General features: G+C 56.8%; 22 protein-coding genes and 2 pseudogenes. 15 read left to right on the top strand and 9 right to left on the bottom strand.

Annotation, left to right across the window (positions count from 1 at the left end; genetic code table 11):
* Positions 1 to 216, top strand: a pseudogene (locus ACUVSA_RS11055) (hypothetical protein); the annotation flags it as partial.
* A 36-nt stretch (positions 217 to 252) separates the two neighbouring features.
* Positions 253 to 1,086 carry a GAF domain-containing protein gene (locus tag ACUVSA_RS11060; protein WP_445894859.1) on the top strand — a complete coding sequence of 278 codons (834 nt, stop codon included), beginning with the start codon at positions 253 to 255 and terminating at the stop codon, positions 1,084 to 1,086.
* 15 nt (positions 1,087 to 1,101) lie between these two features.
* Here ACUVSA_RS11060 and ACUVSA_RS11065 read toward each other — a convergent pair whose 3' ends face one another.
* Positions 1,102 to 2,322: an EAL and HDOD domain-containing protein gene (locus ACUVSA_RS11065; protein WP_445894860.1), complete on the bottom strand. Its 1,221-nt coding sequence runs from the start codon at positions 2,320 to 2,322 to the stop codon at positions 1,102 to 1,104.
* A gap of 230 nt (positions 2,323 to 2,552) precedes the next feature.
* Here ACUVSA_RS11065 and ACUVSA_RS11070 point away from each other — a divergent pair, with 230 nt between their 5' ends.
* The 4 genes from ACUVSA_RS11070 to ACUVSA_RS11085 all read left to right on the top strand — a co-directional run bounded on the left by ACUVSA_RS11070 (position 2,553) and on the right by ACUVSA_RS11085 (position 6,482).
* Complete coding sequence (locus tag ACUVSA_RS11070; protein WP_445894861.1) at positions 2,553 to 3,422, top strand: EamA family transporter; 870 nt, start codon at positions 2,553 to 2,555, stop codon at positions 3,420 to 3,422.
* A 121-nt stretch (positions 3,423 to 3,543) separates the two neighbouring features.
* Complete coding sequence (locus tag ACUVSA_RS11075; protein ID WP_445894862.1) at positions 3,544 to 3,885, top strand: hypothetical protein; 342 nt, start codon at positions 3,544 to 3,546, stop codon at positions 3,883 to 3,885.
* A gap of 106 nt (positions 3,886 to 3,991) precedes the next feature.
* Positions 3,992 to 5,602 carry a cache domain-containing protein gene (locus ACUVSA_RS11080; protein WP_445894863.1) on the top strand — a complete coding sequence of 537 codons (1,611 nt, stop codon included), beginning with the start codon at positions 3,992 to 3,994 and terminating at the stop codon, positions 5,600 to 5,602.
* A gap of 166 nt (positions 5,603 to 5,768) precedes the next feature.
* A complete protein-coding gene (locus ACUVSA_RS11085; RefSeq protein WP_445890562.1) occupies positions 5,769 to 6,482 on the top strand; it encodes a Crp/Fnr family transcriptional regulator in 714 nt (237 codons plus the stop codon).
* Here ACUVSA_RS11085 and ACUVSA_RS11090 read toward each other — a convergent pair.
* Complete coding sequence (locus ACUVSA_RS11090) at positions 6,430 to 7,440, bottom strand: DMT family transporter (RefSeq protein ID WP_445890563.1); 1,011 nt, start codon at positions 7,438 to 7,440, stop codon at positions 6,430 to 6,432. The genes ACUVSA_RS11085 and ACUVSA_RS11090 overlap by 53 nt on opposite strands.
* A 288-nt stretch (positions 7,441 to 7,728) precedes the next feature.
* On the opposite strand from ACUVSA_RS11090, the gene ACUVSA_RS11095 reads away from it, so the two are divergent.
* Positions 7,729 to 8,829, top strand: coding sequence for a TRAP transporter substrate-binding protein (locus ACUVSA_RS11095; protein ID WP_445890564.1), 1,101 nt, complete (start codon positions 7,729 to 7,731; stop codon positions 8,827 to 8,829).
* A 110-nt stretch (positions 8,830 to 8,939) separates the two neighbouring features.
* On the opposite strand, the gene ACUVSA_RS11100 is transcribed toward ACUVSA_RS11095, so the two are convergent.
* Genes ACUVSA_RS11100 through ACUVSA_RS11110 form a run of 3 tightly spaced genes read right to left on the bottom strand, consistent with a single transcriptional unit; the run spans position 8,940 to position 12,595 of the window.
* Positions 8,940 to 10,256, bottom strand: a complete 1,317-nt coding sequence (locus ACUVSA_RS11100; RefSeq protein ID WP_445890565.1) for a TRAP transporter large permease — start codon at positions 10,254 to 10,256, stop codon at positions 8,940 to 8,942.
* On the bottom strand, positions 10,256 to 10,798 hold the full coding sequence (locus ACUVSA_RS11105; protein ID WP_445890566.1) for a TRAP transporter small permease subunit: 543 nt from the start codon (positions 10,796 to 10,798) through the stop codon (positions 10,256 to 10,258). Before ACUVSA_RS11105 ends, ACUVSA_RS11100 begins: the two co-directional genes overlap by 1 nt.
* Positions 10,799 to 10,831: 33 nt before the next feature.
* Entirely contained in the window at positions 10,832 to 12,595 is a 1,764-nt protein-coding gene (locus tag ACUVSA_RS11110; RefSeq protein ID WP_445894864.1) for a gamma-glutamyltransferase family protein, read from the bottom strand.
* Between the two features lie 433 nt (positions 12,596 to 13,028).
* On the opposite strand from ACUVSA_RS11110, the gene ACUVSA_RS11115 reads away from it, so the two are divergent.
* Together ACUVSA_RS11115 and hutH are read left to right on the top strand one after the other, a co-directional pair.
* A complete protein-coding gene (locus ACUVSA_RS11115) occupies positions 13,029 to 14,060 on the top strand; it encodes a bile acid:sodium symporter (protein WP_445894865.1) in 1,032 nt (343 codons plus the stop codon).
* Between the two features lie 23 nt (positions 14,061 to 14,083).
* A pseudogene (gene hutH / locus ACUVSA_RS11120) lies at positions 14,084 to 15,587 on the top strand (histidine ammonia-lyase).
* A gap of 604 nt (positions 15,588 to 16,191) precedes the next feature.
* On the opposite strand, the gene ACUVSA_RS11125 reads toward hutH, so the two are convergent.
* The 3 genes from ACUVSA_RS11125 to ACUVSA_RS11135 form a co-directional block, all read right to left on the bottom strand.
* Positions 16,192 to 17,091 carry a TIGR01777 family oxidoreductase gene (locus tag ACUVSA_RS11125; protein ID WP_445894866.1) on the bottom strand — a complete coding sequence of 300 codons (900 nt, stop codon included), beginning with the start codon at positions 17,089 to 17,091 and terminating at the stop codon, positions 16,192 to 16,194.
* Positions 17,092 to 17,251: 160 nt separating this feature from the next.
* Complete coding sequence (locus ACUVSA_RS11130) at positions 17,252 to 17,437, bottom strand: hypothetical protein (protein WP_445894867.1); 186 nt, start codon at positions 17,435 to 17,437, stop codon at positions 17,252 to 17,254.
* A 168-nt stretch (positions 17,438 to 17,605) separates the two neighbouring features.
* The gene (locus ACUVSA_RS11135) at positions 17,606 to 17,875 is read right to left on the bottom strand and encodes a hypothetical protein (RefSeq protein WP_445894868.1); all 270 of its coding nucleotides are present in this window, start codon (positions 17,873 to 17,875) and stop codon (positions 17,606 to 17,608) included.
* Between the two features lie 143 nt (positions 17,876 to 18,018).
* Between ACUVSA_RS11135 and ACUVSA_RS11140 the strand changes: the two genes are divergently transcribed.
* Genes ACUVSA_RS11140 through ACUVSA_RS11155 form a run of 4 tightly spaced genes read left to right on the top strand, consistent with a single transcriptional unit; the run spans position 18,019 to position 24,109 of the window.
* Entirely contained in the window at positions 18,019 to 19,494 is a 1,476-nt protein-coding gene (locus tag ACUVSA_RS11140; protein WP_445894869.1) for a TolC family protein, read from the top strand.
* A complete protein-coding gene (locus ACUVSA_RS11145; RefSeq protein ID WP_445894870.1) occupies positions 19,484 to 20,623 on the top strand; it encodes an efflux RND transporter periplasmic adaptor subunit in 1,140 nt (379 codons plus the stop codon). Before ACUVSA_RS11140 ends, ACUVSA_RS11145 begins: the two co-directional genes overlap by 11 nt.
* A 54-nt stretch (positions 20,624 to 20,677) precedes the next feature.
* Positions 20,678 to 23,812 carry an efflux RND transporter permease subunit gene (locus ACUVSA_RS11150; RefSeq protein WP_445894871.1) on the top strand — a complete coding sequence of 1,045 codons (3,135 nt, stop codon included), beginning with the start codon at positions 20,678 to 20,680 and terminating at the stop codon, positions 23,810 to 23,812.
* Positions 23,813 to 23,815: 3 nt separating this feature from the next.
* Positions 23,816 to 24,109 (top strand): PG0541 family transporter-associated protein, encoded by a 294-nt coding sequence (locus ACUVSA_RS11155; protein ID WP_445894872.1) that lies wholly within the window; start codon positions 23,816 to 23,818, stop codon positions 24,107 to 24,109.
* A gap of 200 nt (positions 24,110 to 24,309) precedes the next feature.
* Here ACUVSA_RS11155 and ACUVSA_RS11160 read toward each other — a convergent pair whose 3' ends face one another.
* Positions 24,310 to 24,948 carry a hypothetical protein gene (locus ACUVSA_RS11160; RefSeq protein WP_445894873.1) on the bottom strand — a complete coding sequence of 213 codons (639 nt, stop codon included), beginning with the start codon at positions 24,946 to 24,948 and terminating at the stop codon, positions 24,310 to 24,312.
* Positions 24,949 to 25,029: 81 nt separating this feature from the next.
* Here ACUVSA_RS11160 and ACUVSA_RS11165 point away from each other — a divergent pair, with 81 nt between their 5' ends.
* Together ACUVSA_RS11165 and ACUVSA_RS11170 are read left to right on the top strand one after the other, a co-directional pair.
* Positions 25,030 to 25,254, top strand: coding sequence for a hypothetical protein (locus ACUVSA_RS11165; protein WP_445894874.1), 225 nt, complete (start codon positions 25,030 to 25,032; stop codon positions 25,252 to 25,254).
* Positions 25,247 to 25,531: a hypothetical protein gene (locus ACUVSA_RS11170; RefSeq protein ID WP_445894875.1), complete on the top strand. Its 285-nt coding sequence runs from the start codon at positions 25,247 to 25,249 to the stop codon at positions 25,529 to 25,531. Before ACUVSA_RS11165 ends, ACUVSA_RS11170 begins: the two co-directional genes overlap by 8 nt.
* Positions 25,532 to 25,819: the final 288 nt, after the last annotated feature.

The raw sequence follows: 25,819 nt of genomic DNA on the forward strand, positions 1-25,819 counted from the left end.
TCAGTGATGGCCGCCTATTATTACCTGCGCGTTGTGGTGACCATCTACAGGCCTGGGGAAGAGTCGGCCGTAGTCTTTTCGGGTCCCATGGCGGCGGCGCTGTCCGTCGGGGAAAAGGGCGCTCTTCTGGGGGCAGGGGCTCTCACGACCCTGGTGGGCGTCTGGCCCCATGCCTTTTGGAATCTGGCACGCCAAGCCGTGCATGTGCTCTTCTGAAGGTTTCGATCCATACTGGGATTGAAAGGAAAAACCATGGAAAAGAAAACCTCTCCTCAGGTGCAACGGGCGCTCACCCTCGTGCTGCAGGGGCTTTTGGAAAGCCTTACGGAGCCGCAGGTGGCCGATCTAGTGGTGGATCGCCTGGCTCGAAAGGTCCAACAAGACGGGTGTTGCCCGCTCAATCTCAAAGACGTCTCGGACCTGGAAGCCTGCCCTTTTACGGCTTTATCGCTGGAATGCTTTCATCGCCAAGCCTTTGTGGCCGAAGACATCGATGAAGAGAGCGTGGGCATGTTGCGGCTTTTCAAAAATCCTTACCTTCAAGGGTTTATGAACATCAGCCGAACCGTGACCTCCACTCTGGAATACCGCAAGGTGCTTCAAGTAATTGTAGAGGAAGTGACAAAGATCTTTCAGGCTAAGGGATGCACGCTGCTGCTGGATAGGGAAAAATCGCGCCTGGACCAGGTGGCGGCCTATGGCCTGAGTGAAAAGTACCTTGAAAAGGGGCCGGTGGACGCAGCCCGAAGCATCGCCGAAACCACGTCGGGCACACCGGTACAGATCTACGATGTACAAAACGATCCGCGCGTTCAATACCCTGCGGAAGCGGCCATGGAGGGCATTGGATCGATTCTGGCGATTCCCATCGTCATTCGGGATCGCGTCATCGGCAGTATGCGCATTTTTACGGAAAACAAGCGCCGTTTTCACAAATACGAAGTGGAATACGCCATGGCTGTGGCTGAACAATGCGGCATCGCCATCGAAAATGCGCTCATGTACAGTAAGGGCCGAGAAAAATACCGATCGCTGCTCTCCGAAGTCCACAACTGGATCGAATACTGCGCTTACCGGCCGGAATAGGGTGGATCGGGCCGCTCACTGCACGCGAAAAACGTGTTCTGCCCATTCGACGGCTTGAAGGTATCGGGCCGTCAGGGCGGACGCTTCGATGTGCAGGTTGGAACCGATGTGGGAAAGAGTGTCCCACTTGGCCCGTTCGTAGCCGAGAACGATTTCGTAAAGGACACGGTGCCGGTTCATGGTACCCAGCAGGGCGGCTTTGATCGACTCATCCAGCGGCACTTCTTCAAGGGCTTCGTCGATGGGACGGCCCAGCAGGGTGTCCATCACGGAAAAGATGCCCATGAGAAACAGCTGCTCTTTCTGGGAGCCCATGTTCACAAGATCCGCCAGCAATTCCAGAAACCGGGCTCGAATCAGAGACAACTTCATGAGCTCGTTGGGTTGTTTGGCCGTCAGGCGCGAAAAGACGCTTAAAGTGGCCCACTTTCGGATCTCCCGTTCCCCAAGCAGCGCCAGGGCGTGTCGAATGGACGTGACCCTGTGGCGCAGTCCAAAGAATGCTGAATTGATGTAGCGAAGCAGCTTGTAAATGAGGGCGGGATCCCGTTTGATCACATTATGGAGCGATTCCACGTCCAGGTCGGGCCGGTTGAGATTGGCAATCAGTTGGAGTGCGTGGAACTTGAAGACCGGCACATCCTTGCGTTCAATGATGACGGGTCGGCTGAAAAAATACCCTTGAAAAAGGGTATAGCCGGCTTGAAGCCCTTTCTGAAACTCTTCGCGCGTCTCGGTCTTTTCGGCCAGAAGATGGGGGATGCGAGAGCCCAGGTCTCGAGCGATGCGCTCCTGCACATCGACGGAAGTGCCTCGAAAATCGACCTTAACGATATCCACGAGGTTCAGCAGTGTGCGGTGGGAGTCTTCCAAAAGGATCACGTCGTCCAGGGCCAGCAGGTAGCCGCGTTCTTTCAGGCGGCGGCAGGCCTCATGAACGGCCGGAATGGGTTGCACGTTCTCAAGGATTTCAATGACGGCCCATTCCTTGGGCAGTAGATAGGGGGCGTCCTGCAGCAAAAGGTTTTGCGTGAAGTTGACAAAAGCCTTCCGGCCTCCGGCAAAGAGTTCCGTGCCCATGGTAAAGAAAAGGTTTTGAATGACACTGACAGAGGCCTGGTCGCCGTCTTGAAAAACAGCTTCTTGGTCCTGGCAAGCAGCCCGATAAAGAATCTCATACCCATAGACCTGAAGCCTTCGATCGAAAATGGGCTGCCGGGCGATGAAACTTTCCACAGGGCAAGCCAGGTGTAAGTAGGCATTCGGATTTTTCAGGCCAGGAACATTCGGTGGTTCCGGGGCTGAGGGTTTTGTTATGGTGTCACTCATGAGCGTTTATGCACCGTTTTTATTGTGGGAAAGAGAGATGCTTCGAAAGGACATTATCCCGGCCGTGGGGGCATGGCACCCGACACCACAGGGAGTGCCAAGGACGGTGGCCCTGCGCGTTTTGGTGCCATGAAACCATGTGGGTGGCCCTGTCTGTCCTGACCGCTTTGGCGGCCGCTTCCGTCGACGCCTGGACGAAGAAGTTTTTCGGCCATCGCGATGCCGTCACCATGGCTTTTTATCCTCTGTGTTTCAGTCTGCCGCTTTTCCTGGCGAGCTTGCCCTTTGTGCCGGTTCCGACCTTGGATATCACGTTCTGGTGGTGTTTCGGCCTCTCCGTTCCCATCAATTGTCTCAGCTTCGTGCTCTACATGGAGTCGATCCGCCTTTCGCCCCTCTCGTTGACACTGCCCCTTCTGACCCTGACTCCCGTGTTCATGCTGGCCACCGGGTACGCCGTTTTGCAGGAGGCGGCCTCGTGGATCGCCGTGCTGGGCATCGTTATCATCGTCTGTGGCGGCTACTTACTGAACGCCCCTTCCGCACAAGCCGGATTGCTGGAGCCCCTGCGATCCATCGCCAAAGAAAAGGGATCGCTCACCATGATCACGGTGGCCTTGATTTACAGCTTTTCCGCCGTGCTCGGCAAAAAAGCCATCCTTCACTCCTCTCCCATGTTTTTCGGCGTTTTTTTCTTTGTCCTTCAAAACTTTTTGTTGGTGACCTGGGCGATCCTGACCGGCCGCGCCCAGCCACGTCATTTTTTCACGGTGTCCAACGCCTCCAAAGGTTTGCTTGTGGGAGCCCTTTACTATCTGCACGTGGTGCTCCACGTCTGGGCCATTTCCATGACCCAGGCCGCGTATATGATTTCTCTCAAGAGGTTGAGCGCCGTTTTTGGAGTGCTCTACGGCGCGTGGCTGTTTCGGGAAGAACACGTCAGTTGGCGCCTTGCGGGGTCGGTCATTATGGTTGCCGGGGCGGCCCTGGTGGCCGTAGGTGGGTAGACTGCAGGGCTTTGGGCGCGATAGCATAGTTACACAACGACCTCTTTAAAATGGTGTCCCGGCAATACACACTCCGTGGCGCAATGCAGCGGCCCTTGAGCACTGGGATGGAGGGATCGTTATGAAGGCACAGCAGATGAGCTGTTTTTTGAGCGTCGTGGTCTTGACGATTGTGAGCGCGTTCCTCTCGGCGCCCGCTGCCGGCGCCGAAAACAATGCTTACCGAGCGGGGTATGTTAGAGGCTTTCGAGATGCGCCGATCTGGAAGGCCAAAGACCCATCCATCACGGCGGGCCGCTATGCCGAAACCACTCGCGATGCCTTGGCTGCTCAAGGACCGGTGCCCAGAAACTTCTGGCGCGGCCTGCGCGACGGCTATCGCGATGCCGTGCGGGCGTACACGCCCAAATTCACCGAAGAGGACGTGAATCGGGAAAATCTCCCTTCCCATCTGCGTCCTTGAGGAAAAAAAGTGCTCACTTTTGCTTAAGTTTTCATCCCATCTTTCCGAGGAAAAGATAGACAAGGGGAAGTTTATGTTTTTGGGGCGTTTCAGAGGAGGGATGGTGATGAAAGGGTTTGGTCGAAAGAAAGGGAAATTTTCCACAAGGCTCACCGTGTTCGGCGTTGGCGGTGTCTTGGCCTTTACCGCCGTGTTGGTCTGGATTTCCGTTTCTTTGGAATCACGTCTTATGGAAGAGAAGAAAACCGCGACGAAGCACGTGGTGGAGGTGGCTTATTCGGTCTTGGATAAATACGCCAAGATGGCGCAGCAGGGCATCCTGACCGAGGACACCGCTAAAGCGCAGGCTTTGGATCAGATCCGGACGTTGAGGTATCGAGAAAACGACTATTTTTGGATCAACGATGCCAAGCCGGTCATGGTTATGCATCCCATCAAACCGGAACTGGACGGCAAGGACCTCAGCGATTTTAAGGATCCCAATGGGAAGCATCTTTTCGTGGAATTTGTCAGAGTGTGCCGTGAAAAGGGAGCCGGCTTCGTGGACTATCTATGGCCCAAGCCGGGAATGGAAAAGCCCGTGCCCAAAGTGTCCTACGTGAAGCTCTTTCAGCCATGGGGCTGGATTATCGGCAGCGGCATTTACGTGGATGATGTGCGGGCCCAGGCCAATCAGATTCGCCTCCATTTTGGAGGGATTGCCGGGGTCTTGTTGGTGCTGGGGCTTTTGGCCACCTGGTGGATTGTGCGATCGGTGGCCCGGCCCGTGTATGGGGTGGTGTGCGGCCTGCATGAAGGTGCCGAACAGGTGGCGGCCGCCTCCGATCAAGTGGCCCAGGCGGGTCAATCCCTTGCCGATGGCGCCTCCCAGCAGGCGGCTTCCATTGAAGAAACCTCCTCCGCGCTGGAAGAACTGGCTTCCATGACTCGACAAAACGCGGATAATGCCGGCCAGGCCCACAGCATTGTTAAAGAGTCGGCTCACGATATCGAAGAGGCTACCGAGGCGATGAGCGATCTCACGAAGGCCATTCACGCGATTTCCGCGGCCAGTGAACAAACGCAAAAGATCATCAAGACCATTGATGAAATCGCTTTTCAGACCAACCTGTTGGCCCTCAATGCGGCCGTGGAGGCGGCTCGAGCCGGCGAGGCCGGAGCGGGCTTTGCGGTGGTGGCCGATGAGGTGCGCAATCTGGCCATGAGGGCTGCCGAAGCGGCGCGCAGCACGGCAGAAATTATTGAAGATACGGTGAAAAAGGTTCGCGAATGTTCCACCATGGTCGCGCGGGCCAACGGCGTCTTTACCAGGGTGGAAGGGGGAAGCCGGCGCATTGGGGATCTGGTGGCGGAAATTGCGGCGGCAAGCCAGGAGCAGGCTGAAGGCATCGAACAGATCAACAAGGCCGTGGCCCAATTGGATCAAGTGGTCCAGCAAAATGCCGCCCATGCCGAGGAAACAGCCTCCGCTTCCAATGAACTGCAGCATCAGGCGGAACGCATGAAACAGTTCGTGGCGGAACTGCAAAGTATCGTGGGCATTTCCGTCATGGAAGGCGAAGCCGTGCGCACGGGGCTCCGCCAAAGGCGTTCGCAAAGGGGAAACGGCAAAGCCGCCGAAGACGTGTTCCACGGCATGAAAGAGGCTGTGGCCGCAGGGCGTCCCGTAGTGAAAGCACGGCATGGCCAAGGGTCGGCGTCGCTGAGCGATTTGTGACGTCACTGCAGGCCGTCGCGAAGGGTGAGGTCCATTGTCTTTTCGTAAAGGCGTTCGGAAGCGGTTGTGATATAAAGACCTGACGGATGCTCGGCCTTGAGAGTGTCCGCCGGGTCTTTGTGTTTTTGTCATCTTCACTGGACGAAGCCTTTCCGGGAGGCTGGCCATGACGCGTGCGGCGGAGAGGGGTTCCTCTGCGGACGCGGTGGAATGCCTGAGCCACGGGCTCTTGTTTGATAACCTCTCCCAAAAGCAACTGGCACAACTTGGGGCCATTTGCAGTGAGCGTTTCTATCGCAAAGGGAAAGCTATTTTTGCCGAAGGTGAGAAAGCCGAAGGGTTTTTTGTGGTCTGCAGCGGCCGCGTCAAAGTTTACAAGGTTTCTTTTGACGGCCGGGAACAGATCCTCCATATCTTTGATGCCGGAAACATTCTTGGGGAAGTGCCAGTGTTTGCGGGCAGCGCCTACCCCGCTCATGCCGAAGCCCTGACGGACGTGAAGGCTTTGTTTATTCCCAGGAATGCCTTCATAGGCCTCCTTCAAGAAGACAGCGGCCTGGCACTGGCCATGCTGGCGGTGCTTTCCCGAAAGCTTCGGCACTTCGCGGCCCTCGTGGAAAGCCTTTCCCTCAAGGAGGTTCCGGGACGGCTCGCCTCATACCTGCTCTACTTGAGGGAACGCAACCCTGCCGCCGATACCGTGGATCTGGATCTGTCCAAGACCCAATTGGCGGCCGTGCTGGGCACCATTCCGGAAACCCTGTCTCGGATTTTTTCCAAAATGGTAGCCGCCGGACTCATCGAAATGCAGGGCCGCTCCATTCACATCAAGGATCGGGAAGGCCTCGTGGCCTTGTCTCAAGGGGAGAAGCCCGGCTGAAAAGCCGGCGTGCGAGCCCCGTCTGAGGATTTCCCAGGCAGTAAGCCACAAGGCCGACCACGATGAAAGTCAATCCTACCCAGCCCCAGGGTGTGGGCCAGGCGCCGTGCAAAAGGAGGATTTCGCCCAAAAGGGAAAAGACGACTTCTCCCGACTGCGTGGCATCCACGGCAGCGATCGCCAGGGGCGCATGGGAGGCGTTGCGGGCCTTGTAGAAAAGGGAAGTGGCCACGACACCCGAAGACAGGGCCACAATACCCGTCTGCAACCATTGGGATGTGTCGGGAGGATCTGGGCGTACCATGGCCCACAAGACGATCCAAAAGGGGACGGAGCCCAAGGTCATCAAAAGGACGCATGTGGGGGCATCGCGAAGGTGCGCATGGGGCACGAAAGGGATTTTTTCAAAGCCGCCGTGACGAGCCGCGTTGAGCATTTGATTTCCGGTGGGATAGGCAAAAGCCGCTAGCACCACACACAGGGCTCCCAGAAAGGCTTCCCGAACCGGTGTCGCCTCATTCACCTGTTGCACGTGCACGAGTACAATTCCTAGAAAGATCACCCCTGTGTACAGGACACCGACATAGGGCACGGGGCGCTTGAACGCCCAGAGGACGAGCGGCGTGGCCAGAATGGTGATCTGCCATGTGGCCGCAACGATCCATCCGGGTGCGTGATCGGCCGCAAAGCACAGAGCGCCGTAAAAGACGCCGAAGCCGATGGTTCCTGCCGTGATCCAAAAGAGTGCATGAGTGCGAAAGATGCCGAGCACCTCGGTAAAGTATTTCCATCCATGACGAGTGATGAGCCATAGGGCAAGTATCCAGAGCATATGGAAATACCGAAGGGCTGCCGACCACATCCAATGGCCCCCGGATAGACTCATGGCCCGATTTAGAATAAAGGTGGCGCTAAAGAAAGCCGATGCGGCCAGCCCCCACAGCACGAGTCGAATCATGACTGCACAACTCCTTGATTTATCTTAGCGCCAGATGCATCAGGAGAGTGCCACTCCTGAATCTGTCGTCGAAAGGTTGGCTTGGTTCGGTGAATCGAAGAGTATTTGGCATGAAAGGATGTCTGTGGTAAAGGAAAATGGCGAGCGTGTCAGGCGAAGCTCCCTTCTCCACTCTCTCGGTTTTCCCCCTTCTCTGCGACTTTCTCGCCGGCCTGCGACAGTTTCCCGGTTGCAAGGGGTCGTGATGGTCATCAGGACAAGAATCCGAGCGGAACAAAGGAGGATGGCATGGACAGGAGATCGTTCGTCAAGAAGGTAGGATTGGGATCGGCAGCGGCGGTGGCGGCGGCGACCATCAATGCCCCGTACGTATGGCCCAAAGGGCAGACCTATCAATGGCGCATGGTGACTACGTGGCCGCCGCAGATGCCCGTGTTGCAGACCGGCGCGGAACGTTTTGCCAAGCGCGTGGAAGAGGCCAGTGAAGGGCGCCTGAAGATTCAGGTCTATGCGGGTGGCGAACTGGTTCCTCCCTTGGGCGTCTTTGATGCCGTTTCCCAAGGCACGGTGGAATGCGGCAGCAGCGCATCCTATTACTGGGCTGGCAAGAGTCCCGCCGCGCAATGGTTTTCCGCCGTTCCCTTTGGATTTAACCCGCAAGGGATCAACGCCTGGTTTTATTCCGGGGGAGGCCTTCAGCTCTGGGAGGAAGTCTATGCCCCCTTTAACGTCGTGCCCAGGCCTCAGGGTAACACGGGCGTGCAAATGGGTGGTTGGTTCAACAGGAAGATCGAAACCATCGGTGATTTTAAGGGCTTGAAGATGCGCATTCCGGGCCTGGGCGGGAAAGTGGTGGCCAAGGCCGGCGGTACCGTGGTGCTGTTGGCTGGCGGGGAAATTTACACGTCGCTGGAGCGTGGCGTGATCGACGCCACGGAATGGGTCGGCCCGCTCCACGACCTGCGCATGGGCTTTTATCAAGCGGCTAAATATTACTATTACCCAGGCTGGCATGAACCGGGAACCACGCTGGAAGTGATCTTCAATAAGAAGGCCTACGAGTCTCTGCCCAAGGATCTGCAGGCCCTTCTGGATGCCGTGGCCATGGAAACCAATCTTTGGAGCTTGTGCGAGTTTGAAGCGCAAAATGGAGCGGCCTTGGAAACGTTGGTCAAGGAGCACAAGGTGCAACTGGTGCGTTTCCCGGATCAGGTGCTGGATGAATTGCGCAAGCTGGCTGATGAAACCATCGAAGAAGAAGCCAACAAGGACCCTATGGCCCGCAAGGTTCATGAAGCCTTTAAGGCCTTCAAGGCCAAACTCGGCCCCTGGGGCACCGTCTCTGAAAAGGCCTATTATGATCTGATCGCCACCAAGATCGGCGCATAAAGAGCGAACCAGCCGTGCCGATTCGCTCTAGAATGTAGCGATAAGTCGGCACACGCTGGCGCTGTGGTTGTGGTGAGCGCGGGCAGGAAGATCCTGCACGCGCTTTTTTGTCAGTGCAGCAGCACGCGAGGAAGCCATGTGGCCAGGGGCGGATAAAGCGCCACTGTGAGCAGCCCCATAAGTTGCAAAAGGACGAAGGCGATGATGCCTCGATAAATGTGTCCGGTGGTGATTTCAGGAGGGGCCACACCTTTGAGGTAAAACAGGGAAAATCCAAAGGGTGGCGTCATGAAGGATGTCTGAAGGTTGACGGCGAAGAGAATGGAAAACCATAAAGGGTCAAATCCCAGTTCTTTCATGATGGGAGCGAGCACGGGAATGTGAATGAACGTGATCTCGATGAAGTCCAAAAAAAACCCGATGATAAAGACGATGCTCATACAAATGAAGAGCACGCCCCACTTGCCGTAGGGAATATGGGTGAGGATGTTGCGGACCCAGTGATCTCCGCCTAATCCTCGAAAAACGAGCCCGAAAGCCCCAGCACCCACCAAAATGATGAACACCATGCAGGTAAGACGCGTGGTGGTTTGCATGACTTGGACCAGAATGTCCAAGGAAAGTTTGCGGTTTGCGGCAGCCAGCACCATGGCCCCTGAGGCACCCACGGCGGCGGCTTCCGTGGGCGATGCAATGCCCGCAAAGACGGACCCAAGAACGCTCACCATAAGGACCAGAGGCGGTACCAGGGCTCTGGCCAGGCGTCGAAAAAGCCCGGCTGTGAGAATCTCCCGCCACTCCTCCACGGGAATGAGGGGGGCCAAAGTGGGTTTGATTCGAGCCACAATGAGGATATAAAGGATGTAGAATACCACCAACACGAGACCTGGAACCACAGCGGCGATAAAAAGATCACCGACGGACACACCGATGATATCTCCGAGAAGGACCAACACGATGCTTGGAGGAATGATCTGTCCCAGGGTCCCCGATGCGGAAATGGTGCCTGTGGCCAGTTCCGGCTGATAGCCGCGCCGCAGCATGGTGGGAAGACTCAACAGCCCCATGGTCACCACGGTGGCTCCCACAATACCCGTCGATGCGCCGAGAAGCGCTCCCACCACCACTACGGAGACGGCCAGACCCCCTCGAATCCTTCCAAAAAGCAGAGCCATGGTTTCCAGAAGCTCTTCGGCAATTCCGGAACGTTCCAGCATCACGCCCATGAAAACAAAGAGGGGTACGGCAAGGAGCGTAAAGTTGGTGATGACACCCCAGATGCGCAGCGGAAGCAGATTAAAAAAATTCCAACCGAACCCGTACAGACCGAAAAACAAAGCCGTTCCCAATAGGGTAAAAGCGACGGGGAATCCGAACATGAGCAGAATGGTCAGAGCGAGGAACATCAGTCCCGGAAGAGATTCCATCAGTGCCCTCCTTTCGAAGTTTTCGAGGAGGTTGTTGGCGAGCCTAAAAGTACCATGAGGTTGCGCAAGGCCATGGGAATGCCTTGAATGGCCACCAAAGTAAATCCCAGGGGAATCATGGCCTTGATGACATAGCGGGCCGGAAGTCCACCGGGATCGGGGGAACCCTCGCCGATGGTCCAGGAATTGGCCACGAAGTTCATGGAGGTGGCAATGATGAGGTAGCAGCCTGGAAAAAGGAAGAGCAGACAACCCAGGAAATCGATCCAAGCTTTGGTCTTTGGGGAAAACCGTTGGTAGAAGACATCCACGCGCACATGGGCATCGTAGAGCAGGGTGTAGCCGGCCCCCACAAGAAAAAGGACGCCGAACAAGTGCCACTCCAGTTCCTGCACAAAGACGTAGGTGGTCTTGAAAAGGTAGCGCATGATGACGTCCATGGTCACGACGACCACCATGAGCAACGTCACCCAGGAGATGCCGCGCCCGACGATTCGATTGAGGACATCGAGGCGGTCGCACAGTTTTTGAAGCTTTTCCATAGAATTTCCTCCGTCCTTCATGTCATGCCGATCTCACCAAGCCAGAGCACAGGATGGAAACACACAGCTGCGATGGCCTCGAGGATCGGCCCCCGCCACACACAGCCCATCGCCTTCCCGGGACACCGCGCACAGGAAGCTCAAGCTCCAGGGCGGCTCCACCACTACATCATGGCCAAGGGAGGTCAGGGCATGTCGGGTTGCTTCGGGTAGGCGCCGTTCCACCCGCACCCGTGCCGGGTAGGCGTCATGCGGATGAAAGGTGCCAGGGAAATGGTCCGAACACACCTTTGGAGCTTCGATGGCTTGGGCCATGTCCATGCCGAAGACCACGCGGTTCAGAAAAAACTGCAGGGTCCATTGATCCTGCTGATCCCCGCCCATGGTGCCGAAGGCCATCCAGGGCCGGCCGTCCCGAAAGGCAAGGGACGGGGTCAGAGTGGTTCTCGGGCGCTTGCCCGGCTGCAGGACGTTGGGATGAGCGGGATCTAGGTAAAAGGTTTGGAGGCGCGTGCCCAGAGGAAACCCCACAAAGGGCATGACTTCATTGCCAGAGATCCATCCGCCGCTGGGTGTCAAAGCGGCCATGTTGCCCAAGGCATCGGCCACGGCCACATGCACCGTGCCGTAGCCCCAGCTGTCCCATCGAAAGACGGCTTCGGAGGCGAGAAGGGCTTTGTTTTGTCGAGGATCCCCAGGCCGATGAGCCCGGCTGGCTCGATGAAGGTCCACAAGGGGGCGTCGCAGGGCGGCGTAGGATGGGCTGAGCAATGCATTCATAGGGACATCCACAAAACACGGATCGGCGTAGTATTGCTCGCGGTCCGCAAAAGCCAACTTGGCCGTTTCCAGCCAGAGGTGCAGATAGGTGGGATCATCCCATGCCATGGATTCCAGATCGAAGCCTTCCAGCAAGCGAAGCATTTGGAGAAACACGGGGCCCTGAGACCACGGGCCGCATTTGAAGACGCGAGTGTTTCGAAAAGCTACGCTGACGGGTTGTTCAAACCGTGTTTGGTACGTCTCCAGATCGGTTCGCGCCAAAAAACCCTCGCGTTCGCGAACGAACCGGTCGATCTCATAGGCAACGTCTCCTTTATAAAAAGCGTCTCGCGCCGCACGCAGCCCTTGCGCTCGATGCTCACCGCAGCGCCGGGCGGTTTCCATGAGATAATCCAGTAAGCGCCCATAAGCGGCATTCACCAGACGCGATCCCGGAACCGGTTCATGGCCGTTGCCGTCCAGGTACAGGGCCGCTGACGCAGGCCATTGTTTTTGAAAAAGTTCGGCATTTTCTGCAATGCCGAATTTGGGCATGTGCACAAGACCCTCATGGACGGGAAAGCCGTCCTGAGCCAAGGCCCTGGCTGGAGCCAAGACGTCTTGCAGAGGCAGAGTGCCTAGGCGTTCCAGCATGTCCAAAAGCGCAGCGACGGCAGCCGGGACCCCCGCTGCCGGCATGCCCTGCGAAGGAATCAAGGTGAGGCCTCGAGCACGATAGGCCTCTAGGGAAGCTGCCGCCGGGGCTTGCGTGTTGCCGTTCACCACTGTGACTGACCGGTCTCGAGCGACGTAAAGGATCATGGGGCATTCGCCGCCCAGGGTGAACATGTGCGGATTGACCAACGCTTCCACAAAAACGGCGGCCGCGGCGGCATCAAAGGCGTTGCCGCCGGCTTTGAGCACGTCCATGGCCGCTTGCGCCGACAGATAATGTTCCGAGGCGACCCCTCCGTGAAAACCCATAGCCGGACGAAAATCACAATCCACACCATCGTTCCTCTCGAAACACCGCATGAACAGACTCCTTGTCAGGGCAAGCGCCACAAAGTTGGGGGGCGCGCCCCGAAAAAACTGCTCCCCATCTGGTGGGGAAGATGGGATCATCAACGTCGGGGGGGGCTGTGCGGGGTGAGCCGAAACGGAACTGGATGCAGAGTGGTTGTCACGAGAGCGGTGTCGAGGTCACTGGTCAGGGCTATCCGGCTCATCCCTTGGCGATGTGCGACTCTCACGTCGCGGGCCTTTATGCAACACTCCGCCTGCATACTCAAACAAAGCACAAAATTCAAGTCTGGACTGTTGATGATGCTTCGACTTATAGATGGTCGATTCGAAGGCGAGGAGACCGGAGCGCAGTGAATGGCCGTTGGGAAAAAAGGGGGCGAAACAGGTGAGTCCCAGTGATCGACGAAAAGCGTTATCGGCCTTGCTGCACCGTCACGGCTTTATGATAGGTCTCATTGGGGTTACGGCCTTGACTGTGGTGGATGACGCCGAGATAAGTGTTCGGTGGGGGCTTTGGCTGAAGGCTCATCACGGTCCGGATGCTATCATCGCCGCCATATTTTTCGTTTCAGGCTTGACCTTGAAAAAGGAAACGCTGTGGCAGGGCCTTATGGACCTGAAGGCCATCGGCGGCGCCCTGTTCCTCATTTTTATCCTTGCGCCTCTGTGGGCTCTGGCTCTGGCGCAATGGCCCATGGGCCCGGGCCTTGTCGCGGGACTTTTTCTGGTGGCCAGCATGCCCACCACCTTGAGCAGCGGCGTGGTTATGACGGGCTCTGCCGGCGGCAACACAGCCACGGCGCTCCTCATCACCATTGTTTCCAATGTGGCGTCGGTTGTGGTCACGCCCCTTCTCCTTGAGTTTCTCTTGGGCCAAACCATGGAATCCACCACCGTGGTTCTCGATACACGCGCACTCATGGTCACCCTGACCTTTTTGGTGCTGACGCCTCTGGCCCTGGGCATGAGCCTCAGGCGCCCTTTCCTGTCCCTCATGGAGGGGACGCGATGTCCGCACCCAGGAACCCTTAATACCTTTTTCGTCATTATGATCGTCTGGCTGGGAGTCTGTGGGTCTCGGCACACGATCCTGCGAGGATTGAACCTTATGCCTCTTGTACTGGCCTTGGCCGTCGTCTTGCACGGGGGTCTGCTCGCCGGCGGGTTTCTCATGGCACGCTCCCTCGGACTTTCGGTGGGCCGGCGCGAAGCCGTGATCTTCATGGGAGGCCAAAAGACCCTGCCCCTTTCCGTGCTCATTCAAACGGCGATATTTCCCCAATACGGAGAAGCCTTGGTCTTTTGTGTGGGGCATCATTTGGTGCATCTCATCATGGATGGCGGTGTTCTGAGCCTTCTGAAAACTGCACAATCCCCGTCGGCTCATGGCATGCCACAAAGCGCGCAATGGGCGGTCCACGAAGCGTGTGATCCTATGGTCAAAGCGCAAAGAGATGGGAAAGGTTTGCCGTGACGATTTTTTTGGACAAAGAGGGCATGAGTCTGGAGCAGGTGATGGCCGTGGCGCGCCGTCGGGTGTCGGTGGAATTCAGTGAAGCGGCACGGCATCGCCTTCTCAAAGCCAGGGCTCTGGTGGATTCCTGGGTTGCCGAGGGCCGTGTGATTTACGGCGTGACCACGGGTTTTGGGGCTTTGAGTGATGTAGTGATTCCCGCAGCGGATGTGCGCGCGTTGCAGCGAAACATACTCATGAGCCATGCGGCGGGCGTGGGGCCGGAACTGGCTCCCGAAGAAGTGCGGGCTCTGATGGTGTTACGCCTGAAAGATCTTGCGCGCGGCCATTCCGGAATCCGATGGGAAACGGCCGTTCGGCTTCGGGACTTTTTGAATGTCGATCTTCTCCCCGTCATTCCAGCGAAGGGTTCCGTTGGGGCGAGCGGAGATCTGGCTCCCATGGCCCACATGGCGCTGCCGCTCATTGGAATGGGGGAAGTCCTGTATGGAGGTGAAAGGATATCGGGAGCCGAGGCGCTGCGGCGGTTGGGCTTGAAACCGCTGGAACTGGAGGCCGGTGAGGGACTGGCTCTGGTCAACGGCACCCAACTCATGACCGCCTTGGGAGCTTTGGCGGTTCATGATGCGGAAAACCTTTCCAAGACGGCTGACATTGCTGCGTCCATAAGCCTGGAGGTGCTCATGGGCAGCCGCATGGAATTCGACCCACGCATCCATCGCGTGCGGCCTCACCCCGGCCAGGCCAAGGCGGCTCACAATATGCGCCGCATCACGCACGGCAGTGACATCATCTCGTCCCACAAGGACTGCTCTCGAGTCCAAGACGCCTACACCCTGCGGTGTTCTCCCCAGGTGCACGGGGCATCCCAGGATGCCATCGCCTACTGCCGCCGGGTCATTGAACGAGAAATCAATGCGGCGACGAACAATCCATTGATTTTTCGCCGACAGCGAAGAGTTTCTTCTTGGGGGCAATTTTCACGGCCAACCGGTGGCCTTAGCCATGGATTTTCTGGCCATTGCTTTGGCGGAATTGGCGGACATCTCGGAACGGCGCATCGAACGCTTGGTCAATCCGCAGCTGAGCGGCCTGCCCGCTTTTTTGGTCTCTCAAGGAGGCCTCCATTCGGGGTTGATGATCGCCCAGTACACGGCGGCGGCGCTGGTTTCGGAAAACAAGACTCTGGCCCATCCGGCCTCCGTGGATTCCATTCCCACGTCCGCCAACAAGGAAGACCATGTGAGCATGGGAACGTTTGCGGCACGGAAATGTCGCGATGTGGTGCGCAATGTGGAAACGGTGTTGGCCATAGAGCTTTTATGCGGCGCCCAAGCTTTGGATCTTTTCACCAACATGCGACCCGGCGTGGGGACTCTTGCGGCCTACAGAAGAATCCGTTCCGAGATTCCGCACCTGGAAAGGGATCGCGTTCTGGCTCCGGACATCGCGGCGATGGTGCAACTTCTTCGCAGTCAAGAACTAGTGCGGGCCGTGGAAGCCGAGGTCGGCAAGCTCCATCCCTGAGCCTCAAAACCTCAGCGCCCCTCCCATGATGGCTCCCGTGCCGGGTGCCGCCCAAAGCGCCGTTTTGTCGAAGGCACATTCGAGAGTGTTGTGTGCAAGGGATCTCCATATGTTACGAAAAAATACGCGTTATATTACACATTCATCAATAACTGGTTCCTTGTGGGAGCGAAGCGAACTGGGGTTGGGATGCCCGAAAGGCGTGCTGGCCGTCCACCTCAAACACAGCTTATAGTGCACCCATAAAGAGCCGGCATTCGGTGCAGGCACCTTGGTCCATGCAAAGGTGCAAGGCACACCGTGACCGCGGACAAAGGAAAAACATCTTCCATTTTGCGGCCACCCTCTTCCTGCGGTGTTGAAAGTTTAAGCCTTTCATGAGGTATCGGACTGATTCCTGAGAAAGCCTTATCAGGCGCATTTTCTCTAAGATGTCCGCGCTGTGGTGCTTGATCGTGGACGCTATCGAAGAAGGCCCAATGGAGAAGCGACGCACGCCGTGCTGAAGATCGCCGGCAGGCCATGGAGCGTGCGGTTACTCCAAGAGCATCGGGCCGGGCGCCGCTCCCCCCAGCGCCCACCGGAAAGATGGCCCATAAGCCGCTCAGGCTTTGAGAATCTCCCGCAGAGCGGCCTCGATTTCCGGGTAACGAAAGACGTATCCGTGGCGCAGCAACACGGCGGGGAAAACCCTTTGGCCTTCGAGAAGCACTGAGCCGAATTCTCCGAGCGCCAATTTGAGAACAAAGGCGGGCGTACGAAGAAAGCTCGGCCGACGGAGTAGCTTTCCCAACACCTGGGCCAGCGTTTCGTTGCGCACGGGATGTGGTGCGCAGAAATTCACAGGTCCCTCGATGGCCGGTTTTTCCATGACAAACAGCATGGCGCCGATGAGGTCTTCCATGTGAATCCAGGAAAACCATTGGCGCCCATTTCCCAAAGGACCTCCCACGAACCGCTTGAATGCTGGAATCATCTGGCCTAAAGCTCCACCCGTTTTGCCCAGCACTATGCCGAACCGAGGGCACACGACGCGCGCCCCTTTGGCGCGGGCTTTCATGGCGGCACTTTCCCAGTCCACGCACACGGAAGCCAGAAAATCGGATCCGTGGGGTTCCTCTTCCGTCAGACTGGCATCGCCCCGTGAGCCATAATACCCCACGGCGGACGTGCTCAAGAGCGTCATAGAAGACCCCTCGGGAATGGCGTGAACAAGGTTCTGGGTGGTCAGAATGCGGGATTGATAAATGATTTCCTTGGTTTTGGCCGTCCAACGTCGAAAGATGGATGCCCCGGCGAGATTGATCAGCACGTCCTGATCCGCGACGGCTTCCTGCCACGAACCTGGTTGAGTGGTATCCGCCACGATGTAGTGCACTTGGGAAGGCGTAGCAGTCGGTCGAGCCCGCTGGGCCACGCCCGTAACCTGGTGACCGCGCTCAACGAGTCGAACACACAGTTGCGTGCCCACAAAGCCCGAAGCTCCTGTAATCAGAACCTTCATGGCCTGCTCCTCACTTTGTCGGTTGAACAATGGCGGCTCGATAACCTCAAAGCGCACGATAACCTAAAAAATCTTTGTTTTCCAATATGAGCGCAAGAAAAAGTGCATTAAAAAAACCCGCCCTCATTGAGGCGGGTTTTTTTACGCGGCGCTTTTGGAATTATTGAAAGTATGCACACTTCTCGCAGGTAAAGCCGCTCCACATCCCCTTGGCGGCCTTATCCAAACAGTCGTCGTAGTGCAGACAGTCAAAATTGCGCAGTCCTTTGCCTTCTTTGCACTTGACGGGATTGGGAATGGGCTGTGACGTCGAAACAGCGCATCTTTGGGAAGACTGTCGCGTCATGGGAACCTCCTGTGACAGATCCAGAAAATGTCCAAGACCATAGCCATGCGATGAAAGTCCAGCAGCGGTCGTTTACCTGTCGGCGGAACGCTTGCACAACATGCCGAGCAGTAGAAACCCTGCAGCGGCGATGGCCCAGCACGCCACGTCCATAAAAATCCTCCATGGTTACAGTAAAAACCGAGCCCCCTCAAAGGGTGGGGCTAGATAACTCAGGTCTAAGGAGACGTCAAGAACTTTTTGAAATTCTCGAAGGAGCCACAGAAGGTGGTGTTTCATGCCGTGCGATCCCATCCCCGTTTCCATCGGTCTAGGCCACGACGAATGCACATGCTCTTTTATACAATCACCGCTGGATTCGTCAAAGAAAAAATGGAGCCACGACGACTTGGCCTCTATGTCTTTCTGAGCCTTGACGCAGCACGGAAAATGGTTCATGAATCAAAAGGTTTGGCACCGGGGTCTTACCAGCCGTGAAAAGAAGGTTGGCCGCGACGGCCACCCACGCGAGGCGTCTGAATGGAACGGGAAAGGAAGGGCCAAGGGTGGAGACCCTGTCAACAGGCTGAGAGGGGAAAGGGATGATCGTGGGTGTGAGCGGCGAGGGGTTCCTCAGGACCTTTAAGGTCAAAGGTCGAGCGCCGACCAAAGGGGGCAAAAACGGCATGCCGTCTTGGAAAAGACGAGAAAAAACCATGCGATGGAGCCTTTGGTGGGGGCTCTGCCTCTTGTGCCTGGGAAGCTTTTCAGCGTTTTGTGCGGCCGCCGGTACGGCTTCGGATGAGGTTTTGTCCCTGCAGGCGGCCGTGGAAGAGGCTTTGGCCAACCATCACCTGATTCGAGAGGCCGAAGAGCTGGAAAAGGCGGCCATGAATGAACAAGAGAGCGCCCAAGCCGCTTTGAAACCTTCGCTTTCCGCCCACTACCAGTATTTTCGGCTTGAAGACCATCCATACGCCATACTTCGCACAAACCTTGGGGTGCAGGAAGTGAACATGGGCCATCGCGGCACCTACACGTGGGATGTGACCTTGACCCAGCCCCTCTTTACCGGCTTTGCGCTTTCCACCAAGAAAAAGATCGCCGCCCTGGACGTGGCGGTATCCCAAGTGCGAAAGGAAGCGGCAATTCTGGACGTTATCAAGCATGTCAAAACGGCGTATTACCGCGTGCTTTTGGCGCAGCGTCGCCTGGACGTGGCCCGCGAAGCGGTGGATCAACTGGCGGCGCACCTCCAGGATGCGCAACGCTTCTACGATCAGGGCCTCATTCCCTACAACGATGTGTTGAAATCGCAAGTGGCTCTGGCGCAAGCGCAGCAAGTTCATGTGCGCCGGCAAAAAGATATGGAATTGGCTTCGGCGGATTTGAACCGCCTTTTGGGTCGGGATTTTGCCCACCCCGTGCGCCTCCATGAGGCCGGGGCCTTTCCTCTCTCTCAGGCGCTGTCTTTGGACGAACTGACCGCGGAGGCTTCACGCGCTCGACCGGAACTGGCGATCCTAAGGCTGGAGGTCGGCAAGGCGAAAGAAGCAGTGCGGCTGGCGGCCAGCGAGTTCTATCCCAAGGTGTTTGCCGTCGGCATGTACGAGCGCACGGGCAAGGATCCTTTGGGGGAAGAGAACGATTATCGAAACCCGGAGACGGCTGCCGTGGGCGTGCGCATGGACTGGTCCATCTTTGAATGGGGGCGCAGCCAGTCCCAGGTGCGCCGTCAGCGCCATAGCCTCAGGGCTCTTGAGGAAAGGTTGGCGGACATTGAACGCAGTGTGTTTTTGGAAGTCAGAGCGGCGTTGGCGGATGTGCAGGTGGCGGAGGAAAATATTCACACGGCAAAAAAAGCCCTGGAACAGGCCAAAGAAAACCTCAGAATCACCCGCCTGCAATATCAGCAGCAAGTGACCACCGTCACTGAGGTCCTGGATGCGCGGACTTACCTGACGCAAGCGGAAGCCAACTTCTATGCCGCCCACTACGGCCGCCATATCGCTCAGGCGGAATTGGATCGGGCCGTGGGCCGCCGAGAATGTATCGAAGGAGTATCGCATGGACAATAAATCCGCGCAACACCCCAAGCAACGAATCTCTATGGTTGTGGCGCTTGGGGTCGCGGCGGCTTTGCTGTTGCTGAGCGCCTTCAATGTGGTGCGGTTGCGGTCGCGCCCTTCGGAAACTCGGGATCTCGACGTCGCGGTGCCCGTGGCGGTACGATCCGCGCACCTGGCTTCAGTGGAAGAATCCCTTAAAACCACTGGGGATCTCGTTCCCATGCGGGATGTGTACCTGTATCCTGCCGTGCCGGGAAAGAGAATCCAACAGGTGTTTTTTGAGCGGGGGCAGTGGGTTTCACAAGACGCTCTGGTGGTGCGGTTGGACGATGCGGAAGTGGCGGCGCGTCTTCGCCAGGCCCGGGCGAGCCTTCAAGCGGCACGGGTCCAAATGGCTTTGCTGGAAAAAGATCAAAGGCGCATGGAAAACCTGTATCGAGAAAAAGCCGTCGCCAAGCAGCGGTTGGATCACACTCGAGCGGAATATCAAGCAGCGCAGGCGCGGGTGGAGGAAGCGCAAGCGGCCTTGAAGACTCTCGAGGAAATTCATGCCGATTTCTTTCTCCGTTCCCCCATTGCCGGCATGGTGGCGGAACGTTATCTGGACCCGGGAAACCTTACGGACACGAGAAAACCTATCGTGCGCATTACCGATGAAACGGTCCTAAAGGTCGTCTTTCATGTGCCGGAAAAGGATTTTGGACTCATGCGCCCGGGCATGAAAGGTTTTTGTCGGCTGGATGCTTTTCCCGGCCGAACCTTTGAAGGAACGGTTACGGTGCTCTCTCCCGTCCTGGATCCTCAAACCCGCACAGCTTTGGCCGAACTCCACTTGCCCAACCCCGACATGGCCCTGCGCTCCGGTATGTTCGCCCACGTGACCATTCCCCTCAAAAGGCGTGAAACCTTGGTCGTGGACCGAGACGCCGTGGTGCGTCTGCCTGGAACGGGGCAGCCTTACGTGTTTGTGGTCGAAGGGGGAAAAGCGCACCTGCGCAATGTGCGCCTTGGGATTGAACAGGAAACCCTTGTGGAAATTGTGGAAGGGCTTCGCTTGAATGACCAGGTGATCGTGCGCGGCCAGAACCGGGTTGTGGAGGGATCGTCGGTGGAGATGACCGATTTCAAGGCATCGTGAGCGCAGGTTCGCAGACAGTTCTGAAATTCAAACTGGATGTGAAGAGAAAGCCCCATGCGAGTTCCCGAATTCGCCGTGCGCCAGCCAGTAGCGACCTTGATGATTCTCTCTGCGGGCCTCTTGCTGGGAATCATGTCCCTTATTCGCCTCAGCATCGACATGTTTCCGGATATCAGCCCTCCCGTGGTATCCATTCTGACCACGTGGCCGGGAGCCAGTGCCTCGGACGTGGAGACCGAGGTGACCAAAGTCATCGAGGACCAAGTGAACGCCGTCAGCAACCTGGACACGCTCACCTCCAAGTCCTTGGATAACCTTTCCGTGGTGGTGTGCCGCTTCACCTGGGGGACCGATCTTTCAGTGGCCACCAACGATATTCGAGACTGGTTGGAACGGGCCAAGAGAGACCTTCCTTCCGATGTGGAAGCCCCCATGCTCTACAAATTCAGCAGCGCCACGGCGCCCATCTTCTTTATGACCGTCACGGGGGAAAGCAGTTGGCCTCGATTGTATCATCTGGTGGATAAGCGCATTTCCGATGAACTCAAAAGGGTTCCCGGCGTCGGAGCCATTCAGCTCTACGGCGGTTTGCGGCGCCGCATCAATGTCTATTTTGATCTAGAAAAGCTGGAAGGGTATAGGCTATCTCTGGAACAGGTCAATCGGTTGCTGGCGGCGGAGAACGTCAATATTCCGGCTGGAGCCATTAAAGCGGGACAAAAAGAATACTTCGTGCGCGTGCCCGCTCGATTTGCCGACGTTCGAGAAATGGAAAGCACGGTGGTGGGCTTCTATGAAGGCCGCCCCGTGTACCTTCGCGATATCGCCCGCGTCCAAGACGACTTCAAGCCTATGGAACTGAACGGCTGGGGGGATGGCAAACCCGCCATTGTGCTCATTTTGCAAAAACAGACGGGGGAAAATACCGTGGAGGTGTCCCGTCGAGTGCGCGCCAAGATCGAAGAAATTCAAAAGACGTTGCCCACCGACGTGCGCATTCACATCGTCATGGAGATGGCCGAGAACATCTTGACCTCCATTCGAAACCTTCGCAGCACACTCTTCTACGGTATCGCCCTGGTGGTCTTGGTCACTGTGGTTTTTCTTCGACAGATCCGTTCTGCACTCATCATTGCCTTGAGCATTCCCTTTTCCTTGATCGTTTCTTTTATCTTGTTGTATTTATTTGGTTATACGATTAACCTCATTTCGCTTATGTCCCTGGCCATTGCTTCGGGCATGGTGGTGGACAACAGCATTGTGGTGCTGGAAAATATTGTGCGTCACATGGAGCGGGGGAGTCGAAGAACGGCTGCGGCCATGTTCGGCGCCAGTGAAATGGGTTTGGCCATTACGGCGTCCACGTTGACCACGGTGGTCGTTTTCGTGCCGCTCATGTTTTTGACCGGCCTGGCTGGCATCATGTTCAAGCAGTTGGGGTTCACCATTGTGATCACCCTGGGGGTTTCCCTGTTCACGGCGCTCACCTTGACCCCCATGTTGTCTTCGCAATGGCTGCATCGAAGGCATTTTTTGCCGGAACGCCACACAGGGCTGGTGGGAAAACTTTACCGGTGGAGCGAAGCGGCTTTTTTGAAGGTGGAACAAGGCTATGGGGTCATCCTGCACTGGTGCTTGCATCACGGCAAGACCACTTTGTTTTTGGCCTTTTCCCTGTTTGTGAGCAGCCTTTTGTTGGTCCCATTTCTTTCCACGTCTTTTATGCCCGAAGTGGACAGCGGAGACATTCTGGTGGATTTCAGGCTTTCGGAAGGGACGCGCATTGAAGAGACCAACCGGGTGGTGGAAGCCATATTGGAAAACATCGACAGGGTGGTGAGGCCGGAAGAATTTCGCCATTCCTATGCCTTTGCCGGGCAGTCCGAAGAAGGGATCGGTGTGGCTTTGGGTTTTGAGGAAGGCGCCAACGTAGGGTCCATCGGCCTGAAGTTGGTGGATCGGGACAAGCGGGATCGCTCCGCTCAGGAGATTGCGGCGCTTTTGCGCAAGGAATTGCAAAAGATTCCAGGCATCAGCCGCATTATGGTCACGGCCCAAGACCCGATCACCCAGATCCTCAAGGGCCGTGGCAAAACCGTTTCATTGGAAATCCAGGGCGCGGATATGGATGTCCTTATGGACACGGCGCAGCGCGTGGAAAAAGCGTTCTTCTCCATCCCCGGCCTCGTGGACGTAGAAATCCGCCAAAAGCCCCCACGCCCGGAACTGTGGGTTGTCATCGATCGAGAAAAAGCGGCGGCCCTCGGCCTTCGTGTAGCTCAGGTGGCCGCGGTGCTCAGAAACTATTTTTACGGCAAGGAAGCAAGCGTGTACCGGGATGCCGGGGACAGCTTTGATATCTTCACGCGGCTTAAGGAAGAGGACAAGGATCGACTGGAAAACCTTTTGCGTTCTCCCGTTCCCTTGCCTGACGGCCGCACGGTGCAACTCAAAAATTTCGTCACCCTGCGTGAAGGTTCGGGACCCATTGAGATTGAGCGCAAGAATCGCCAAAAGATTGTCAAGGTGGAAGCGGACCTTTGGGGACGATCCCTAGGATCGGCCAGCGCGGAGATTCGAGAGCGACTGGCGGCCATGGATATTCCGGAAGGAGTCAGCCTTGCTTTTGGAGGGGACGTGGAAGAGCAGCGGAAGGCCTTTCGTGAACTGACCCTGCTCTTTGTTTTAGGCATCGTGCTGGTTTACATGGTGATGGCCTCCCTTTTCGGTAACCTGAGAGACCCCCTGATCATTATGTTTTCCGTGCCTTTTGCAGTGAGCGGTGTTTTATATGCCTTTTACCTGACCGAAACAACGCTGGGCGTGGTGTCCTTCATGGGCGTAGTCATGCTGGTGGGGATTGTGGTCAACAACGCCATCGTCTTATTGGACTACACACACCTTTTGGAAAAGAGGGGTTTGAAACTCTTTGATGCCGTCGCGCAAGCGGGCCGAAGCCGCTTGCGGCCGGTGCTCATGACCACTTTGACCACCTTTTTCGGCATGCTGCCCATGGCCGTTTCCCGCAGCGTGGGTGCGGAAACCTGGAACCCTCTGGGGATAACCATGCTGGGAGGGCTCACCCTTTCCAGCGCAGTGACGCTCCTTGTGGTCCCCACTTTCTATTATGTGTTGGAAAGGCGGCGCCAGGCCGCCAAGGCATGGCCAAACGACGATGCGCCGAGGTGACGTATGGACATGTACTGGGTTTTTTATGATGCGGGCTACGATGAGGACGTGATGGAAACCCTGGAAGGATGCTGTGTCAATGGGTTCACCAAATGGGACCGGGTCTTGGGCAAAGGTCCTCATGCCGTCCCGAAAATGGATAATGCCGTGTGGCCGGGCTACAACTGTGCCGTAGTGGTGGTCGTGCCCGACGAGGAGAGCGGCCGTCTTCGAGCGTCCCTGCACGAACTGCGAAGGAAACTGGGCGGCCGTGGCATGGAAATCTTCCGCACCAGCGCGGAACGCGTCGTAGACTGACGGCCTCCGAGAGCGCGTCGGAGAATGTTGATATGAAGTGACGGTGCAAGGCGGCAATGTTCGTTGTCGGAGCGGCGCAAGCCGCGACCCCAGGTTGGCGCAGCTCTTTGGGCATCCGGTGAAATGCGGAGATCGCGCCGTGCGGGGCGCCTACAGAATGCAACGAAAACGGCCTCGAGAAGCCATTTTCGGGCACACCATTATGGCAGCTGCCGTTCTTGGATGCCGTTGGCGTCCATTTGAAGAAGGAAAAAGGGCGGTGCAGCGTCCTGGGACTGCTGGGCACGGTGTCGCAGCAGATCTTCCATGAGTTTCTTGACTGTTTCCAGATCCTGCGCCGACCCCGAAAGGCGGCTCACCCGCACTTCAAATCCCAGATGTCGAGGAATGGCCAGAGAGGATCCGAGGGGAATGCGTTCGATGGAAGCTTCATGGGACTCGGCGCCCAGAAGCATCCAGTGAGCGGAAGGGGGATTGGTTCGCAAAGAGATGCCGGCGAGCAGAATGTAATAACGATCCATGTCGGCATCGCCCGGCCTTGAAAAGGTGCCCATCTGTTGGTGCAGTAACGGAGCCTGGGCCCTGGCAAATGGCAGCGCCTTGGGAAAGATATTTTCCACGTCCCATAGCCCTTGAGAACGCACGGCCGCGGCGAATTGATGGCTCAAGGCCAAGCCGAGGCCGTAACCCCCCGAGAGCATGAAAACGGATGGGGACAGAGGAACGATCTTGCGCACCGTTTTTCGTTCCCAACCGCCTCGCGCATCGGGGCACAAAGCTAAACTATCCGTGGCCAAGAGGATGGTGTGGGGGGTATGGTAGCCGAAAATCTGGGTCATGAAACGCTCCTTCATGAATCGAGCCAGGCGGATTGGCGTCGTGCCATTGCCTCTCCATAACATGATCGAGAGAGGAATGTCATGAACTTTGCGCGGGAAACAGGAAACAAAATGGTGTGCGAACTGGTTCTGGAAGGTGGGGATGTGCTTGGTGCCTTCTTTCCCTGGTTCCAAGGCGGCGTGTGGGTCTACGTTGCGCCAAAGACCACCGTGGCCGAACTGCTCATAGACCAGTGGCGATTGGACCGGGAAACTGTTGAAAAAACACATCGGCACCCTTTTTCTGAACGGCATTCCCGTGGATGATGTGGCCTCGGCCTGTTTAAGCGAGGGGGATGTGCTGGCCCTTTCAGGCCCTATGCCGGGGTTGGCGGGAGCCATTCTTCGAAAAAACAGTCCCCTGGCAGGGTTGCGCCACGGTCAAAGACCCCGGAAGATCGAGGCGATGTCTACAGCCACCTGCGCATCGGTGCGCGTGCACGTCAAACTTTTTAACCGCCTCATTGCCGAATTGGGGCCGGTGCTGCTCAAAAGGGGGATTCTTCTGGAAAGGAACAAGGCCGTGCAATGCCTCAAGGATTGAAGGGTTTCGGACAGACCCAAAGGCGAACGTCTATGGCTGAACAAAGAAGAGGTGTCCTTGATGAGCTTGGATCTCAACCATCTGAGCACTTGCGCTTTTGTGGCGTTTCGTACCGTCGAAAAGGAAGATGCCTAAGCTCTCTATAGAGTATGCTCTATGCGGTTCTTGTTTTCTTATCGGAAAGTTGCGCGCCCAAAGTTTTGAAGGGAGGACCTCCTGGAAGCGCAGTCAGATATGAAAATATGAGCGCGTCTAAGTCCTATGACAAGATGAAATGGTGAGACTGGC

The sequence above is a fragment of the Desulfosoma sp. genome (assembly GCF_052743555.1).